18 protein-coding genes are annotated in these 17,188 nt (G+C 52.6%); 9 read left to right on the top strand and 9 right to left on the bottom strand.

Annotation, left to right across the window (positions count from 1 at the left end; translation table 11 throughout):
- Positions 1-5: 5 nt before the first annotated feature.
- Together ACF8PE_RS17990 and ACF8PE_RS17995 are read right to left on the bottom strand one after the other, a co-directional pair.
- The gene (locus tag ACF8PE_RS17990; protein WP_071886490.1) at positions 6-887 is read right to left on the bottom strand and encodes an NmrA family NAD(P)-binding protein; all 882 of its coding nucleotides are present in this window, start codon (positions 885-887) and stop codon (positions 6-8) included.
- Between the two features lie 237 nt (positions 888-1,124).
- Positions 1,125-2,030, bottom strand: coding sequence for an SDR family oxidoreductase (locus ACF8PE_RS17995; RefSeq protein WP_059308734.1), 906 nt, complete (start codon positions 2,028-2,030; stop codon positions 1,125-1,127).
- Between the two features lie 126 nt (positions 2,031-2,156).
- Between ACF8PE_RS17995 and ACF8PE_RS18000 the strand changes: the two genes are divergently transcribed.
- Complete coding sequence (locus tag ACF8PE_RS18000; protein ID WP_059308733.1) at positions 2,157-3,053, top strand: AraC family transcriptional regulator; 897 nt, start codon at positions 2,157-2,159, stop codon at positions 3,051-3,053.
- Between the two features lie 198 nt (positions 3,054-3,251).
- Here ACF8PE_RS18000 and ACF8PE_RS18005 read toward each other — a convergent pair whose 3' ends face one another.
- A complete protein-coding gene (locus tag ACF8PE_RS18005; protein WP_015387203.1) occupies positions 3,252-3,668 on the bottom strand; it encodes a type II toxin-antitoxin system VapC family toxin in 417 nt (138 codons plus the stop codon).
- On the bottom strand, positions 3,665-3,895 hold the full coding sequence (gene vapB, locus ACF8PE_RS18010) for a type II toxin-antitoxin system VapB family antitoxin (RefSeq protein WP_032616516.1): 231 nt from the start codon (positions 3,893-3,895) through the stop codon (positions 3,665-3,667). The genes ACF8PE_RS18005 and vapB overlap by 4 nt, the downstream gene beginning before the upstream one ends.
- 452 nt (positions 3,896-4,347) lie before the next feature.
- On the opposite strand from vapB, the gene ACF8PE_RS18015 reads away from it, so the two are divergent.
- The gene (locus ACF8PE_RS18015) at positions 4,348-4,500 is read left to right on the top strand and encodes a Hok/Gef family protein (protein ID WP_059308732.1); all 153 of its coding nucleotides are present in this window, start codon (positions 4,348-4,350) and stop codon (positions 4,498-4,500) included.
- 91 nt (positions 4,501-4,591) lie between these two features.
- Here the strand turns inward: ACF8PE_RS18015 and leuD are convergent, their stop codons facing one another.
- The 5 genes from leuD to leuL all read right to left on the bottom strand — a co-directional run bounded on the left by leuD (position 4,592) and on the right by leuL (position 9,452).
- Positions 4,592-5,197 (bottom strand): 3-isopropylmalate dehydratase small subunit, encoded by a 606-nt coding sequence (gene leuD, locus ACF8PE_RS18020; RefSeq protein ID WP_032616518.1) that lies wholly within the window; start codon positions 5,195-5,197, stop codon positions 4,592-4,594.
- A 10-nt stretch (positions 5,198-5,207) separates the two neighbouring features.
- A complete protein-coding gene (gene leuC, locus ACF8PE_RS18025; RefSeq protein WP_032616519.1) occupies positions 5,208-6,608 on the bottom strand; it encodes a 3-isopropylmalate dehydratase large subunit in 1,401 nt (466 codons plus the stop codon).
- A 2-nt stretch (positions 6,609-6,610) separates the two neighbouring features.
- Positions 6,611-7,702, bottom strand: a complete 1,092-nt coding sequence (gene leuB / locus ACF8PE_RS18030; RefSeq protein ID WP_059308730.1) for a 3-isopropylmalate dehydrogenase — start codon at positions 7,700-7,702, stop codon at positions 6,611-6,613.
- On the bottom strand, positions 7,702-9,273 hold the full coding sequence (gene leuA, locus ACF8PE_RS18035) for a 2-isopropylmalate synthase (RefSeq protein WP_392495141.1): 1,572 nt from the start codon (positions 9,271-9,273) through the stop codon (positions 7,702-7,704). Before leuA ends, leuB begins: the two co-directional genes overlap by 1 nt.
- A gap of 92 nt (positions 9,274-9,365) precedes the next feature.
- On the bottom strand, positions 9,366-9,452 hold the full coding sequence (gene leuL / locus ACF8PE_RS18040) for a leu operon leader peptide (protein ID WP_071886489.1): 87 nt from the start codon (positions 9,450-9,452) through the stop codon (positions 9,366-9,368).
- Positions 9,453-10,086: 634 nt separating this feature from the next.
- Here leuL and leuO point away from each other — a divergent pair.
- From leuO to ftsL, 7 genes are all read left to right on the top strand, one after another.
- The gene (gene leuO / locus ACF8PE_RS18045) at positions 10,087-11,031 is read left to right on the top strand and encodes a transcriptional regulator LeuO (RefSeq protein ID WP_032616522.1); all 945 of its coding nucleotides are present in this window, start codon (positions 10,087-10,089) and stop codon (positions 11,029-11,031) included.
- 386 nt (positions 11,032-11,417) lie between these two features.
- Positions 11,418-13,142 (top strand): acetolactate synthase 3 large subunit, encoded by a 1,725-nt coding sequence (ilvI, locus tag ACF8PE_RS18050; protein ID WP_032616524.1) that lies wholly within the window; start codon positions 11,418-11,420, stop codon positions 13,140-13,142.
- A 1-nt stretch (position 13,143) separates the two neighbouring features.
- Entirely contained in the window at positions 13,144-13,635 is a 492-nt protein-coding gene (ilvN, locus tag ACF8PE_RS18055) for an acetolactate synthase small subunit (RefSeq protein WP_032616525.1), read from the top strand.
- A 180-nt stretch (positions 13,636-13,815) separates the two neighbouring features.
- Positions 13,816-14,820: a catabolite repressor/activator gene (gene cra, locus ACF8PE_RS18060; protein ID WP_032616526.1), complete on the top strand. Its 1,005-nt coding sequence runs from the start codon at positions 13,816-13,818 to the stop codon at positions 14,818-14,820.
- 598 nt (positions 14,821-15,418) lie between these two features.
- On the top strand, positions 15,419-15,877 hold the full coding sequence (gene mraZ / locus ACF8PE_RS18065; RefSeq protein ID WP_032616527.1) for a division/cell wall cluster transcriptional repressor MraZ: 459 nt from the start codon (positions 15,419-15,421) through the stop codon (positions 15,875-15,877).
- Positions 15,878-15,880: 3 nt separating this feature from the next.
- A complete protein-coding gene (gene rsmH, locus ACF8PE_RS18070; RefSeq protein WP_032616528.1) occupies positions 15,881-16,822 on the top strand; it encodes a 16S rRNA (cytosine(1402)-N(4))-methyltransferase RsmH in 942 nt (313 codons plus the stop codon).
- Positions 16,819-17,184, top strand: a complete 366-nt coding sequence (ftsL, locus tag ACF8PE_RS18075; RefSeq protein WP_032616529.1) for a cell division protein FtsL — start codon at positions 16,819-16,821, stop codon at positions 17,182-17,184. The genes rsmH and ftsL overlap by 4 nt, the downstream gene beginning before the upstream one ends.
- The last annotated feature ends 4 nt before the right edge of the window (positions 17,185-17,188 follow it).

Genomic DNA, 17,188 nt, shown 5'->3' on the forward strand with positions numbered 1-17,188 from the left:
GCCGTTTAACCCAAGTTCTGGCGGACCCATTCATCCATTTTGGTGCCCGCCCGACCCAGTACTTTCTGAACATCATCTTTAACCACAGCCTGATAGGCCAGTCGTCCTTCGGCCGCCAGTTCCATCGTAATGGCAGCACTCTGCATGTAGTAACGGGATCCTGTATCCTCAATTGAAGAAAGATAAGACCGCTGGCCTGCCGGCTCAATTGGCTCGTATTTTATTTCCTTTCCAAGATGTCTGGATAAGATATCTGCCACTTCTGTTCCACGAAGAACTTCAACGCTCAGGTGGTAATCCTGCCCGCCATGCTTCTTCGGACCTTCACGCAAGACCGCCGCGGCTACGGCGGCAATATCGGCGGTACAAACCCAGCCTACGGGAACGTCACCAGGATAGCCCATAAAGGACCCCGTTTCTTTAACTGATGGAGTTCGGGCCAGTATCGTATCTGTGATAATGTTCGGGTGAAGGTGAGTCCAGGCTAAGCCGCTTGCCTGAATGTAGGTTTCGATTAAGTCATGCCATACGAAGTGTGGCTGAATATCCCGGCGGGATGTGAAAACACCCAAGTGGACAATGTGTTTTACGCCCGCATCAACCGCAGCATCCACAAATTTTTTGCTCTGATAGAGCATATCCGCCGTATACCCCGTTAACAGAAATACCCTGTCAACGTTTGCTAAAGCAGGAGCAAATGTCTCAGGATCGTTAAGGTCCAGCGTTACCGCATTTCGCCCCTCGTTCTGCCATTTTCTGGTTGTTTCCGGTCGGCTGGATGACAGAATGACCTCAACGCCATCGCTGTTTTTGTCAAATTCTGTCACTACCTTTGAACCCACGGAGCCGGTCGCTCCTAAAACTAAAACCCTCGTACCCATAATCATGTCTCCATTAACGTAATGTAGTTCGGCACTTACATTACAGCACGGATAGTCACTTAGTGCACATAATGACACTTGGTGACATTTTTGGTGATTTCCTCTATTGCTTGGGTACAGGGGTTCCTGGATCCTCCCCCTTCCTTGAGTAATGTCCGCTTTTGGCACAACCCCGACGTTGCGACTATCCGTTATGGTCGCAACGTCTGCGTAATAAACTGACCATTAAAACGGTGACGCTTTTTATTCCGTTGGATTATTGCTGGCAGAGTGAATCATTAGAAGATCCTCAATCATCCCTGGGCCAACAGGTTTCCATGCCAGACGTTCCTGGGTAAGCGTACCGGAAGCCGACATATCATGGTTAATAAGCAAACTCATCCAGCCAAAATGTTCTTTTGCATCTTTAGCTGCGATACGCTTAACCGGCACCTTCAGAGCATAACCGATAACCTCAGCCAGACTGCGTAGTGGGATCCCTTCTTCGGCTACCGCGTGATAACGACTGTCAGGAATATTTTTCTCTAGTGCGCGTAAATAGACTTCAGCCACATCGCTGATATGCACCGCTGACCATCGGTTTTGACCATCTTCGACATACCCGGATACGCCTTTCTGGCGGGCAATTTTAATCAGTTCTGTAATTAATCCTTGTTTATTTATGTCGTGAACCTGCGGCAGGCGTACTACCGAGACGCTAACACCGCGCTTCGCAACGGCAAGTCCTGCTAATTCCGTGGCCCGGCGAGGGTTGGGATTTTCGGCATTGAAGTTATTTTCTGTTGCCAGGGTAGTATGGCCTGTCGCGCCCATTGCAACGCCCGAGGTAATAATTAAGGGTTTCTGAGTCCCTTCCAGCGCGGCTCCTAGTGCTTCAATCACACGTCGATCATTTTCACAGTTGGCAACAAAGGTAGAGAAATCGTGATTAAAGGCCGTATGGATCACGCCATCCGCCAAAGCGGATCCGCGCTGCAGGCTCTCCAGATCGTCTAAATTACCGAAGTAGGGCTCAGCGCCTGTGGCAGCAAGATGTTTTGCCCCTTCAGCGCTTCTGACTAAACCAAGCACCTGATGTCCCCGAACAATGAGTTCACGAGCAATGTGTGAGCCGATAAATCCGGTCGCACCGGTAAGAAAAATACGCATATGTAATTACCTTATGTCAGGAAAGGCTTGTCGCCGATTGACAATCAATATAGGGATCCACGTTAATACTGGCTATGCTTGAAAGTCGCTATTAATCGTCCAATCGTCCAATCGTCCCGAGGTTGTATGGATCCGCTCTCAGAACTCCTATCGTTACTTAAACCCCAGAGCTACGCTTCGGGCGGACTTGCACTGAAACAAAACATGGCGATTGTCTGGCCTCATCATGAGGGCATAAAGTGCTACTCCGTGGTGTCTGGTCAATGCTGGTTATCCGTTGAAGGAATAGCCGACAATCTGCTGCTCACTACCGGTGATTGCTATCTTTTGCCGCCCGGACCGTCCTTTACCCTCGCAACCAGTCTGTCTGTTGAGCCTGTCGATTTCTGTACTCTTCGCGCGGAAAGGAAATTGGGTAACACGGCTGATGGCGGCGGGCCCGATGGATGTTTCGTGGTGGGGGGGCATTTTGTTCTGAGTGGGCATCACGCCAGTATGTTGTTGGGCGCACTACCACCGATTGTGCATATCAAAAAAGAAGTTGATAAAACGGCGATGAGATGGTCGCTTGAACACATGACAAAAGAAGTGCTTAACCCGCAACCCGGTAGTGCATTGATTATCCAGCAGATGGCTTACACCATGTTGATACAGGCGCTGCGTTTACATCTTTGTGATGAGAGCCGTTCCAGTGTGGGCTGGCTTTTTGCACTGGCCGATAAGCAACTGAGCGCAGCCATTAGCACGATGCACAGCGATCCTGGCCATAACTGGACGCTGCAAACGCTGGCTGAAAATATAGGTATGTCGCGCTCAAGCTTTGCCAGACATTTCAAAGAAAAAGTAGGCACTTCACCGATGGAGTACCTTACCCGCTGGCGCATGTTGTTGGCCTGCGATCGTCTAAAAAACACCAGTAACTCCGTCGCACTGATTGCCAACGCTATGGGTTACGAGTCTGAAAGTGCATTTGGTAAAGCGTTTAAACGTGTGATGGGCTATTCACCCAGGCAACATCGTTAAATGGCGTCTGAAAAGAGAGGATGCCTGCAATTTTTACATTGCTGGAGTAGCCTGACGACGGTGACTTGCCCCCATCATGCCAGACAGCCGTCATTTCGGCTGGTTTATATCTCCCCCCACTAAGTAATATATGCGTCTCTGGCAAGGTCCGCTTCTGGCACAAAGCGGACATTCCGACCTTTAAGACTCTTTCTGCCGTCAGTTAGCCCAGTCTTCCAGGACAAGGCCAGGCACACGCTCAAACTCACGTACATTGTTCGTTACCAGCACTGCGCCGGCGGCGATGGCATGCCCGGCGATCGCCGTATCGTTCGGACCGATTGGCGTCCCGGCCGCAGTCAGTGCGGCCTTAATCTCCGTGGTTGCGTCCACCGCGGCGCGGTCCCAGGCGAGGATTGCATCGAGGCGGGCGCAGAAAGCTTCGACAAGCAGGCCGTGGCGGGGAGATGCCTTCTTTCCGATCGCACCGAAACGCATCTCTGCATAAGTAATGGCCGAAACCACGATGCGGTGATTCCGCAGCACTGCCTGCTCCAGCCGTTTAATGACAGCTTCCGGCTGCTCACGCATGATGAACGAGCAAATGTTGGTGTCCAGCATATAGGTCTTGATCACAAGTCAAACCGTCCTTCATCGCTGACGACGTCCCCACGTTCGGACATAAAGTCTGAGTCGGCTTTTTCGAGCTGAGTAAACGAACCCCATGTTGGACGAACGGGACGAAGGATGATGCTGTCACCTTCCCGGACGATTTCCAGTTCGCTCACTCCCTCAAAATCCAGGTCGCGGGGCAGACGGATAGCGCGATTGTTGCCGTTTTTGAATATCGATACGGTTCTCATAGTATTTCTCCTGATAGGTTAGCCTTAAAGCATATCCTAAGTATATGCAGATGTTTGGCATATGTATAGATATAACTACTTCGGAGTGATAGAGGTGCAAATGCGGTGCATGCAAAAATGCTCTACATACCTCAATTAATCTTTTCTTCACCTAAGATCTGAATAACCAGAATCGGATCTTGCTCAATTAACTGGTGCAGTACAGATGGTTGCAGAAACAAGGAAGTGCATGGAGTAGGAGGCAGTTGAATGGATGATTTTGCTGTGGAAGAGTTTATTTAACTTTTGCAGGAAACAAAAAAGAGCCCATGTATTCCATGGACTCTTTCTGGGATGCCTCGATTATTCTGTCCAACTTTTGGGGGTCAGTACAATGTGAGGCTACCCAACCAACACAACTCAACCCTGTGAGGGTAGCCTCTTCATCGCTGGAAAGCAATAAGGAGGCTGGAATGCCAAAACGTACTCTGCTGTTAGGTTTGTTGATGATCTGTATGACGTTACTGATCTTCACCTGGATGGTTCGCGGCTCGCTGTGTGAGCTGCGATTCAGACAGAAACAGACAGAGCTGGCGGCAGTGTTAGCTTACGAAGTGAAACGTTAAGGCAAGGGCGGGGGAGACAATTCCCCGCCTTTCCAGACTTTGAGGTTGGCTCAGGCACCTTTTTTAATGGCCCGCTTTGCGGGCCATTAAATCACCCCATAAACGCAGGCTGTTTGTTCTCGTAGGCGGCAATTGCATCTTCATGCTGCAGCGTCAGCCCGATGCTGTCCAGGCCGTTGATCATGCAGTGGCGACGGAATGCATCGATAGTAAAGCTATAGATTTTATCCCCGGCCTTCACTTCCTGCGCTTCCAGGTCCACTTCAAACGTTATCCCCGGCTGGCTCTGCACCAGCGCAAACAGCTCGTCGACCTCTTCATCGCTTAATGTTACCGGCAGCAGCTGGTTGTTAAAGCTGTTGCCATAGAAGATGTCGGCGAAGCTCGGCGCAATCACGACTTTGAAACCGTAGTCGGTCAGGGCCCAGGGCGCATGCTCACGGGAAGAGCCACAGCCGAAGTTTTCCCGCGCCAGCAGGATCGATGCGCCTTTAAATGCCGGGAAGTTCAGCACGAACTCCGGGTTCGGCACTTCACCTTTGTCATCCAGGAAACGCCAGTCGTTAAACAGATGGGCGCCAAAACCGGTGCGGGTGACCTTCTGCAAAAACTGCTTCGGGATAATGGCGTCGGTATCGACGTTGGCGGCGTCCAGAGGGACCACCAGGCCAGTATGTTGGGTAAATTTCTCTGCCATGATGGTCTCCTTATTTCAGGCTGCGAATATCGGCAAAATGGCCGGTCACTGCGGCTGCCGCGGCCATCGCCGGGCTGACCAGGTGTGTGCGCCCGCCGCGCCCCTGACGACCTTCAAAGTTACGGTTACTGGTAGAGGCGCAACGCTCACCCGGATTCAGGCGATCGTTGTTCATGGCCAGGCACATGGAGCAGCCCGGCAGACGCCATTCAAAGCCTGCATCAATGAAAATTTTATCCAGGCCTTCGGCTTCCGCCTGCGCTTTTACCGGGCCGGAGCCTGGTACCACCAGCGCCTGCACACCCGGCGCCACTTTACGGCCTTTCGCCACTTCTGCCGCCGCGCGCAAATCTTCGATACGCGAGTTAGTGCAGGAGCCGATAAACACTTTATCAATGGCCACGTCGGTCAACGGGACGCCCGGTTTCAGCCCCATATAGGCCAGAGCTTTTTCTGCGCTGGCGCGCTCAACCGGATCGGCGAACGAGGCCGGATCAGGAATGCTGTCGTTAACGGAGATCACCTGGCCCGGGTTTGTTCCCCAGGTTACCTGCGGCGCGATGGCCTCGGCCTGCAGTGTCACCACGGTGTCAAACTGCGCGCCCTCGTCAGTTTTCAGGGTCTTCCAGTACGCCACGGCGTCGGCATAATCCTGGCCTTTCGGTGCATGCAGACGATCCTTCACATACGCGAAGGTGATCTCATCCGGGGCAACCAGACCAGCTTTTGCGCCCATTTCAATGGCCATGTTGCACAGGGTCATACGGCCTTCCATGCTCAGGGCCTGGATTGCGCTGCCGCAGAACTCCACGACATGACCGGTGCCGCCTGCGCTACCGGTTTTGCCGATGATCGCCAGCACGATGTCTTTGGCGGTAATGCCCGGCGCGGCCTGGCCGGTAACTTCGATCTTCATGGTTTTGGCGCGGCCCTGTTTCAGGGTCTGTGTCGCCAGAACGTGTTCCACTTCCGAAGTACCGATCCCGAACGCCAGCGCACCAAAGGCACCGTGGGTGGCGGTATGGGAATCCCCGCAGACGATGGTCATGCCTGGCAGGGTAATGCCCTGTTCTGGCCCCATCACGTGAACAATGCCCTGATACGGGTGGTTCAGGTCGTACAGTTCCACGCCGAATTCGTTGCAGTTCTTGATCAGCTCCTGCATCTGGATACGCGCCATCTCACCGGAGGCGTTGATGTCTTTCGTCTGCGTCGAGACGTTATGGTCCATCGTGGCAAAGGTTTTGCCAGGCTGACGCACCGGACGATGGTGCGCACGCAGGCCATCAAACGCCTGCGGCGAAGTTACTTCGTGAACCAGGTGGCGGTCAATATAGAGCAGCGGGGTTTCGTTCGGCGCTTCGAAGACCACGTGCGCATCAAACAACTTTTCGTACAACGTCTTCGCCATGATTACACCCCTTCAGCGACATAGCGGGCAATGATGTCGCCCATTTCATCGGTAGTAACTGCAGCAGCGCCACGGGCCAAATCACCGGTGCGAATGCCTTCTTCCAGTGCACGGTTAATGGCGTTTTCAATCGCCGTCGCCGCGTCGTTAGCATCCAGGCTGTAGCGCAGCAGCAGCGCTAAAGACAGGATCTGTGCAATTGGGTTAGCAATATTCTTGCCCGCGATATCCGGTGCTGAGCCGCCTGCCGGTTCGTACAGGCCAAACCCTTCTTCATTCAGGCTGGCAGACGGCAGCATCCCCATTGAGCCGGTGATCATCGCGCACTCGTCAGAGAGAATGTCCCCGAACAGGTTGGAGCACAGCAGTACGTCGAACTGGGAAGGATCTTTAATCAACTGCATGGTGGCGTTGTCGATATACATATGCGACAGCTGCACGTCCGGGTATTCACGAGCGATTTCATTGACGATTTCACGCCACAGGATCGAGGATTGCAGCACGTTGGCTTTATCGATTGACGTCACTTTATGACCGCGTTTGCGGGCAGATTCGAACGCGATACGGGCGATACGTTCGATCTCAAAACGGTGATACACCTCGGTATCAAACGCTTTTTCGTGCTGGCCGCTGCCTTCGCGGCCTTTTGGCTGACCAAAGTAGATGCCACCGGTCAGCTCGCGAACGCAAAGAATATCGAAACCGTTAGCTGCGATATCGGCGCGCAGCGGGCAAAACTCTTCCAGACCCTGGTACAGTTTGGCCGGACGCAGGTTGCTGAACAGCTTGAAGTGTTTACGCAGTGGCAGCAGCGCACCGCGCTCTGGCTGCTCTGCAGGTGGCAGGTGTTCCCATTTCGGGCCACCCACGGAGCCAAATAACACCGCGTCGGCATTCTCACAGCCGGTCACGGTCGCCTGCGGCAACGGAGTGCCGTGATTATCGATGGCGATACCGCCCACATCATAGTGGCTGGTGGTAATTTTCATCGCAAAACGGGTGCGGATCGCTTCCAGAACCTTCAGCGCCTGTGCCATAACTTCGGGGCCAATGCCGTCGCCCGGTAACACAGCAATATGGTAATTCTTCGACATTACACGGTTTCCTTATTGTTCTCTTTATTCTGAGCTTTGCGTTGCAACTCTTTTTCCACTTCGGCGGCACGCCAGATGTTGTTCAGGACGTGAACCATCGCTTTTGCGGAGGACTCCACAATATCGGTTGCCAGGCCCACGCCGTGGAAGCGGCGGCCGTTATAGTTGACCACGATATCGACCTGACCCAGCGCGTTTTTACCCTGGCCTTTGGCCGTCAGGTCATATTTGACCAGCTCAACATCGTACTCGGTGACGCGGTTAATGGCCTGATAGATGGCATCGACAGGCCCGTTGCCGTTGGCGGCTTCGGCTTTGATCTCATCGCCGCAGGCCAGCTTGACGGAGGCGGTGGCAATATCGCTCGAACCTGACTGCACGCTGAAGTAATCCAGACGGAAATGCTCTGGCTCTTCCTGCTGTTTGTTGATAAATGCCAGCGCTTCCAGATCGTAATCGAAGACCTGGCCTTTCTTATCGGCCAGTTTCAGGAAGGCGTCGTACAGGTGATCCATGTTGTAGTCGGTGTCTTTATAACCCATCTCTTCCATGCGGTGTTTTACCGCGGCACGGCCGGAGCGGGAGGTCAGGTTCAGCTGGACCTGGTTCAGACCGATGGATTCCGGGGTCATGATTTCGTAGTTTTCGCGGTTCTTCAGCACGCCGTCCTGGTGGATACCGGAGGAGTGGGCGAAAGCGCCGGTGCCAACAATCGCTTTATTCGCCGGGACCGGCATGTTGCAGATCTGGCTGACGGTCTGGCTGGTGCGCCAGATTTCGTGGTGATTAATGCGGGTCTGCACATTCATGATGTCTTTGCGCACTTTGATCGCCATGATCACTTCTTCCAGCGAACAGTTACCTGCGCGCTCGCCGATACCGTTCATCGCGCCTTCTACCTGACGGGCACCCGCATGAACCGCGGCGATGGCGTTGCCTACTGCCAGACCCAAATCGTCATGGGTGTGAACGGAGATGATTGCTTTATCAATGTTCGGCACACGCTCATACAGGCCGGTGATGATGTTGGAGAATTCGAACGGCATGGTGTAGCCGACGGTGTCCGGGATGTTGATGGTAGTGGCACCGGCACGGATGGCGGCTTCCACTACGCGAGCCAGATCGTCAATCGGCGTACGGCCTGCATCTTCACAGGAGAACTCAACGTCATCGGTGTAGTTACAGGCATGTTTCACCATATAGATGGAGCGCTCAATCACCTCATCCAGCGTGCTGCGCAGCTTGGTGGCGATATGCATTGGTGAAGTCGCAATAAAGGTATGAATTCGGAAGGCTTCAGCCACTTTCAGCGACTCAGCCGCCACATCGATGTCTTTTTCGACGCAACGCGCCAGGGCGCACACGCGGCTGTTTTTAATGGTACGGGCAATGGTCTGAACGGATTCAAAATCACCCGGAGAAGAGACCGGGAAGCCCACTTCCATTACGTCTACACCCATACGTTCCAGGGCCAGCGCAATCTGCAATTTCTCTTTAACGCTCAGGCTTGCCTGTAATGCCTGTTCACCGTCACGTAAGGTCGTATCGAAAATAATGACTTGCTGGCTCATGGGTTAGGTCCTTGTCTGAATTTGGGCGCCTTGCTACGAGCATAAAAAAACCCGCGCAGTGGCGCGGGTTTTTTGTCTTACCAGAGAACGATTCAGTGCTGAATTTCGCCCGCCAGTCTACCGCGCAAAGTGGATGCGTTTAGTAGTAGTAGACCGGTGAAACGAATGCTGTGAATCATGAATCATGCCCCAGATAAATAAGATATGCTTTTAGTGGTACTGGATACGCGGTTTGATGTCAACCCCTGCACGGTGAAAACGCGCTTTCAACCCGCCAGCTTCATCGCAGACAATTAGCTTATTGTGCTGGTTTTTCCCTTTCAAACAATTTTATTCGTCTGGCGGCTCGCGGAGAATACATAGTCAGAATCGTTTGCATATACTTGATTGCAATTGTTCAAACTTTTGATGCAAAGGCGCCGTTTTTTGAATGCGTTAATTTTCATTATGTTAGCTTGATACTCAACCTATAAAGCGTATACAGGTAGGCGTAGTGATAAAAAAATGTTAATCATTTAAAATAAAAGGCTATTAATAATTCATTAATACTTAAATAAGCCTTAACTAAACGCGATATTGTTTATTCGCGTAATTTATGTTTTCATTCGACCTATAAACTTATAAGTATGTTTCCTCCTGTCAGGATAGGTTTTCACGTTTTATTTTTCAACCCTGTCACGGTTGACGGGTATTTATATATTCCTAATTTGTAACATTTTCCTTTTTCTTGTTTTATATGCGTGGTAAATCATATTTTCAAAATTGATTGTTGCTGACGAGTAAAGGGAGTTTAACGTGACAGTGGAGCAGGATATGTCTGTAGAAAAAGTTGAAAAAACAGCAGCATTCGAGGGGGCAAAACCACAGCTCCGTACGGTGGATCTGAATCTGCTAACGGTATTTGATGCGGTAATGCAGGAGCAAAATATCACGCGCGCTGCCCATTCGCTGGGGATGTCACAGCCCGCTGTCAGTAATGCGGTTGCCCGACTCAAAGTCATGTTTAATGACGAGTTGTTTGTGCGCTATGGCCGGGGGATCCAGCCTACTGCGCGTGCATTCCAGCTATTTGCATCGGTACGCCAGGCGTTGCAGCTTGTACAGAATGAGTTGCCTGGGTCAGGGTTCGACTCTTCCAGCAGCGAGCGTATTTTCCATTTGTGCGTTTGCAGCCCTCTCGATACGTATATGACCTCGCTTATTTATAATAAAGTTGAGCAGGTCGCGCCTAATATTCACCTGGTGTTCAAATCTTCGCTTAACCAGAATACCGAACATCAGCTGCGTTATCAGGAAACCGAGTTTGTGATTGGGTATGAAGAGTTCCGCCGCCCGGAATTTTCCTGCGTACCTTTATTCAAAGATGAAATGGTGCTGGTGACCAGCAAAACACATCCACGTCTGCATGGTACGCTGCTGGAGAGCGATATATATAGCGAAGAGCATGCGGTTGTCGCCCTCGATCGCTACGCCTCTTTTAGCCAGCCGTGGTATGACACCCCGGATAAACAGGCCTGCGTAGCGTATCAGGGCATGGCGATGGTCAGCGTATTAAATGTTGTCTCACAAACGCAGCTGGTTGCTATCGCGCCGCGCTGGCTGGCAGAGGAGTTTTCCGGGCCGCTGAATCTGCGGATATTACCGCTGCCGTTGAACCTGAACTCGCGTACATGTTATCTCTCATGGCATGAAGCTGCCGGACGCGATAAAGGCCATCAATGGATGGAAGAGCTGCTGGCGAGCGTCTGCCGCCGCTAAACGACTTCAGGATAAATTGCACTGTTGTTGTTATTTATCCTGACTTTCTTTTTGTTCGTGAAATTTTATTCTGTCGCCATTTTTTTCATTGCCGCTTCCGGTCAGTAAAATTGCATGAATTACTGTACCTTTCCCTTTTTAAATGATGAATGCTCACGGCTGTTCGTTATCGTAGTTGATTTATCCATAACAATTATTAATACCTCATATTTCTTCTTTAGTGCTTATGGCTCCGCGCAGGTTTGCTAATTGCCTGCCTTCCGGCGAGCGGTTATGTTAACTGTCACTCTGCACAATAAAAAAACGCCAGGGGTAACCCTGACAAAAAAGACGGCGCAGTGCATATTTCTCCTGTCCGTCTGAAACGATAAGCCTGGAGGCTAATCATGGAGATGTTGTCTGGCGCCGAAATGGTCGTCCGATCGTTAATCGATCAGGGCGTGAAGCAAGTGTTCGGTTACCCCGGGGGCGCGGTCCTCGATATTTACGATGCGCTACATACCGTGGGCGGTATCGATCATGTTCTGGTACGTCATGAGCAAGCTGCCGTGCATATGGCCGACGGACTGGCGCGTGCAACAGGCGAAGTTGGCGTGGTGCTGGTGACATCCGGCCCTGGCGCGACCAACGCCATTACGGGTATCGCCACAGCCTATATGGACTCCATTCCGATGGTGGTGCTCTCCGGTCAGGTGGCGACCTCGCTGATTGGCTACGATGCCTTTCAGGAGTGCGACATGGTGGGCATCTCCCGACCCGTGGTGAAACACAGTTTCCTGGTCAAACAGACAGAAGATATCCCCGGCGTGTTGAAAAAAGCTTTCTGGCTGGCGGCGTCCGGGCGTCCCGGTCCGGTCGTGGTTGACCTGCCTAAAGATATCCTCAATCCGGCCAACAAACTGCCTTACGTCTGGCCGGAATCCGTCAGCATGCGCTCTTATAACCCCACCACGCAGGGGCACAAGGGCCAGATTAAACGGGCGTTGCAGACCCTTGTCACCGCCAAAAAGCCGGTCGTGTATGTTGGCGGCGGGGCGGTGAACGCCAAGTGTGAATCGCAGTTGCGCGCGCTTATCGAAAAGTTGAATCTGCCGGTGGCCTCTTCATTAATGGGGTTAGGCGCGTTTCCGGCTACCCACCGTCAGGCGCTCGGCATGCTGGGTATGCATGGCACCTACGAAGCCAACATGACGATGCACAATTCCGACGTCATTTTTGCTGTAGGGGTGCGCTTCGACGATCGCACGACCAACAACCTGGCGAAATACTGCCCCAACGCGACCGTGCTGCACATAGATATTGATCCAACCTCGATTTCCAAAACCGTCCCGGCGGATGTGCCCATTGTTGGCGATGCCCGTCTGGTACTGGAACAAATGCTGGAACTGCTTGGGCAGGAAAACGACGTTCAGCCGCTCGATGAGATCCGCGACTGGTGGCTGCAGATTGAACAGTGGCGCGCGCGTCAGTGCCTGAAATACGACACGCAAAGCGAGAGCATTAAGCCCCAGGCGGTGATTGAAACCCTCTGGCGACTGACAAAAGGCGAGGCTTATGTGACCTCGGACGTGGGGCAGCACCAGATGTTTGCCGCTCTTTATTACCCGTTCGATAAACCACGTCGCTGGATCAACTCCGGCGGTCTGGGCACCATGGGCTTTGGCCTGCCTGCCGCGCTGGGCGTGAAGCTGGCGTTACCGAATGAAACGGTGGTCTGCGTGACCGGCGATGGCAGTATTCAGATGAACATTCAGGAGCTGTCCACTGCCCTGCAGTACGACCTGCCGGTGCTGGTCCTTAACCTGAACAACGGCTATCTGGGCATGGTGAAGCAGTGGCAGGATATGATCTATTCCGGCCGCCATTCGCAGTCGTACATGAAGTCACTGCCTGATTTTGTTCGTCTGGCTGAAGCCTACGGCCATATCGGTATACGCATCAGCAGTCCGGCCGAGCTGGAGACGAAACTGAGCGAAGCCCTTGAGCACGTCAACAATAACCGCCTGGTGTTTGTCGATGTCGTGGTTGATGGCACCGAGCATGTCTATCCGATGCATATTCGCGGCGGCGGTATGGATGAGATGTGGTTAAGCAAAACGGAGAGAACCTGATATGCGCCGGATATTATCTGTATTACTGGAAAACGAGTCCGGGGCGCTATCACGCGTGATTGGGCTTTTCGCACAGCGCGGCTATAACATTGAAAGCCTGACGGTTGCCCCAACGGACGATCCGACGCTTTCGCGCATGACCATCCAGACGGTGGGTGATGCAAAGGTACTGGAGCAGATCGAAAAGCAACTGCACAAACTGGTTGATGTGTTACGCGTCAGCGAGCTGGGGCAGGGGGCTTACGTCGAACGTGAGATCATGTTGGTGAAAATTCAGGCCACGGGTTATGGCCGGGAAGAGGTGAAACGTAATGCGGACATTTTCCGCGGGCAGATCATCGACGTTACTCCCTCCATCTATACCGTTCAGCTGGCCGGCACCAGCGATAAACTGGACGCCTTCCTCGCCTCGGTGCGGGATGTCGCCAAAATTGTTGAAGTGGCGCGTTCAGGCGTCGTGGGACTTTCCCGTGGTGACAAAGTGATGCGTTAAGGATAAAAAGGTTCGCCTCTAGCTTGCCCGGTATGAATGACCGGGCTTTTTTTTGTGCACCGATGTCGCTGCACTGACAAAAGCGGTTGCCGGACAGGCTATTCTGCGCTTAGATGTTACAAGATTTAGCCATAACCCTGACGAGGTCATGGACTCTTTTCTTTTTTTTAAGGGGCAATTGTGAAACTGGATGAAATCGCCAGGCTAGCCGGGGTATCGCGAACAACGGCAAGTTATGTGATTAACGGTAAAGCGAAGCAGTATCGTGTCAGCGATAAGACCGTTGAGAAAGTCATGGCAGTGGTTCGTGAACATAACTACCATCCGAATGCCGTCGCGGCAGGTTTACGTGCCGGGCGCACCCGTTCGATCGGTCTGGTGATCCCGGATCTGGAAAACACCAGCTACACCCGGATCGCAAACTACCTTGAGCGCCAGGCCCGTCAGCGTGGTTATCAACTGCTGATCGCCTGTTCGGAAGATCAGCCCGATAACGAGATGCGCTGTATTGAACATCTGTTGCAGCGCCAGGTTGATGCCATTATCGTTTCCACCTCCTTACCCCCTGAGCATCCTTTCTATCAACGCTGGGCCAATGATGCGTTTCCGATTGTCGCCCTCGACCGTGCGTTAGATCGTGAGCATTTCACCAGCGTGGTCGGCGCGGATCAGGACGATGCTGAAATGCTGGCGGCAGAGTTGCGCACCTTTCCGGCGGAAAATGTCCTCTATCTGGGAGCGCTGCCGGAACTCTCCGTGAGCTTCCTGCGTGAGCAGGGTTTCCGCACAGCCTGGAAAGACGATCCCCGTAAAGTTGATTACCTCTATGCCAATAGCTATGAACGCGAGGCCTCGGCCCAGCTGTTCGAAAAGTGGCTGGAGACCCATCCGATGCCGCAGGCTCTGTTCACTACCTCGTTTGCACTGTTACAGGGGGTGATGGACGTAACCTTACGTCGTGAAGGCAAGCTGCCATCCGATCTGGCCATTGCGACCTTTGGCGATCATGAGCTGCTCGATTTCTTGCAGTGCCCGGTGCTGGCTGTAGCGCAGCGTCATCGCGACGTGGCCGAGCGGGTGTTAGAGATTGTACTGGCAAGCCTCGATGAGCCACGTAAGCCGAAACCGGGACTGACCCGTATTCGTCGTAACCTTTATCGTCGCGGTATTCTAAGCCGCGCGTAAAGACATCAGGGCAGCGAAAGCTGCCCTGAAATTCTCATCCTGAATCAACATATTAATTCCCACAGTATTTTTAAGACAATTCCTTTAAAACCTTTGCCTGCTACGCTTTTTAATTCCTTTTATTGTTTAAACCTTCTCTTGATGTTTATTTTATTGTCAGTAGCGCCTTTAATTGTATTATTTTGTTACATAACCGACAGTCAGTGCTGAATTAACAGCCATTTTTTCGCCTGGCGTTACCTGCTTACGCCTGCCCGCTACAGGCTTCGCGCCCGCAGCGCAGCTAGCGCTGTTATCCCCCCGCAATATGGCTTAAAATGCCGCCCGCGTCGCAAACTGACACTATATATTTACCTGCGATGATAGACGTGATTTTAAAGACGGATATGCGTATTCGCGTTTTTTCTCACAGCTATTCATCACGTTAATTTTGCCGCGCCAGTTGGGTAGTTAATAGCCGGACGAACTTCCATTCGTAAATCAGTGACATTTAGACAGATGTCGCGGAAGTCCTGGCTTGACAAGCTTTTCCATCGCTCCGTAAACTCCCTTAAGTGGGAATTTGTGGGTTAAAGTGGTGAGGAGGGGTGAGACTGGCATGTTCCGTGGAGCGACGTTAGTCAATCTCGACAGCAAAGGGCGTTTATCGGTACCAACCCGATATCGCGACCAGCTGAACGAGAGCGCTTCTGGTCAAATGGTCTGCACCATTGACATCAACCACGCCTGCCTGCTGCTTTACCCCTTGCCTGAATGGGAAATCATTGAGCAAAAGCTGTCTCGACTGTCGAGCATGAACCCGCAGGAACGCCGCGTGCAGCGGCTGTTATTGGGTCATGCCAGTGAATGTCAGATGGACAGTGCGGGGCGTTTATTGATTGCGCCCGTGCTGCGGCAGCATGCCGGTCTGACAAAAGAAGTGATGCTGGTCGGACAGTTCAATAAGTTTGAGCTGTGGGATGAAACGACCTGGTATCAACGGGTCAAGGAAGATATCGACGCTGAGCAGTCTGATTCCGCAACATTGTCGGAACGATTGCAGGATTTGTCTCTATAAAAAATGATGGAAAATTATAAACATACGACGGTGCTACTGGATGAAGCCGTCAATGGCCTGAATATTCGTCCTGATGGCATCTATATTGATGGCACTTTTGGCCGGGGTGGCCACTCACGTTTGATCCTCTCCCAACTGGGCGCGGACGGCCGTTTGCTGGCAATCGATCGCGATCCGCAGGCTATCGCCGTGGCGAAAACCATCGATGACCCTCGCTTTTCCATCGTACATGGACCTTTCTCCGCGCTGGCTGATTACGTCAGCGAGCGCGATTTAACCGGCAAAATTGACGGGATCCTCCTCGATCTTGGCGTCTCCTCACCACAACTTGATGATGCTGAACGTGGCTTCTCCTTTATGCGCGATGGCCCGCTGGATATGCGTATGGATCCGACGCGCGGCCAATCTGCCGCCGAGTGGCTGCAAACGGCGGAAGAAGCCGATATCGCCTGGGTGATCAAAACCTTCGGGGAAGAGCGTTTTGGCAAACGTATTGCTCGCGCTATCGTGGAACGTAACCGTATCGAACCCATGACCCGCACCAAAGAGCTGGCGGAAGTGATCGCCGCGGCCACGCCGGTAAAAGACAAGTACAAGCACCCGGCTACCCGTACCTTCCAGGCGGTGCGTATCTGGGTTAACAGCGAGCTTGATGAAATCGAGCAAGCCCTGAAAAGTTCGCTTAGCGTGCTGGCTCCGGGCGGTCGCTTGTCGGTAATCAGCTTCCACTCGCTGGAAGACCGCATTGTGAAGCGCTTTATGCGTGAACAGAGCCGTGGCCCGCAGGTTCCGGCCGGGTTACCGATGACGGAAGAGCAGCTCAAAAAACTGGGCGGCCGCCAGCTACGTGCCTTAGGTAAGTTAATGCCGGGCGAAGCGGAAGTGGAAGAGAACCCGCGCGCCCGCAGTTCAGTGCTGCGCATTGCAGAAAGGACTCATGCATGATCGGCAGAGTGGCAGACACCCTCAGCAAGGTGAAAGAGACGTTAGGCAGCAACGAGCGTCATGCCTTGCCGGGTGTTATCTGGGACGACCTGTTGCGTTTCGGCAAGCTGCCACTGTGTCTGTTCATTTGCATCATTGTGTCGGCGGTCACCGTTGTGACCACCGCTCACCATACCCGTTTGTTAACGGCGCAGCGCGAACAGCTGGTGCTGGAGCGTGATGCGCTGGATATCGAGTGGCGAAATTTGATCCTCGAAGAAAATGCGCTCGGCGATCATAGCCGGGTTGAACGGATCGCAACGGAAAAGCTGCAGATGCAGCATGTTGATCCTTCTCAGGAAAATATCGTAGTACAAAAATAAGGGA

Origin of the sequence: Leclercia sp. GLN_9 (assembly GCF_043105735.1) — a bacterium.
GTDB lineage: Bacteria > Pseudomonadota > Gammaproteobacteria > Enterobacterales > Enterobacteriaceae > Enterobacter > Enterobacter adecarboxylatus.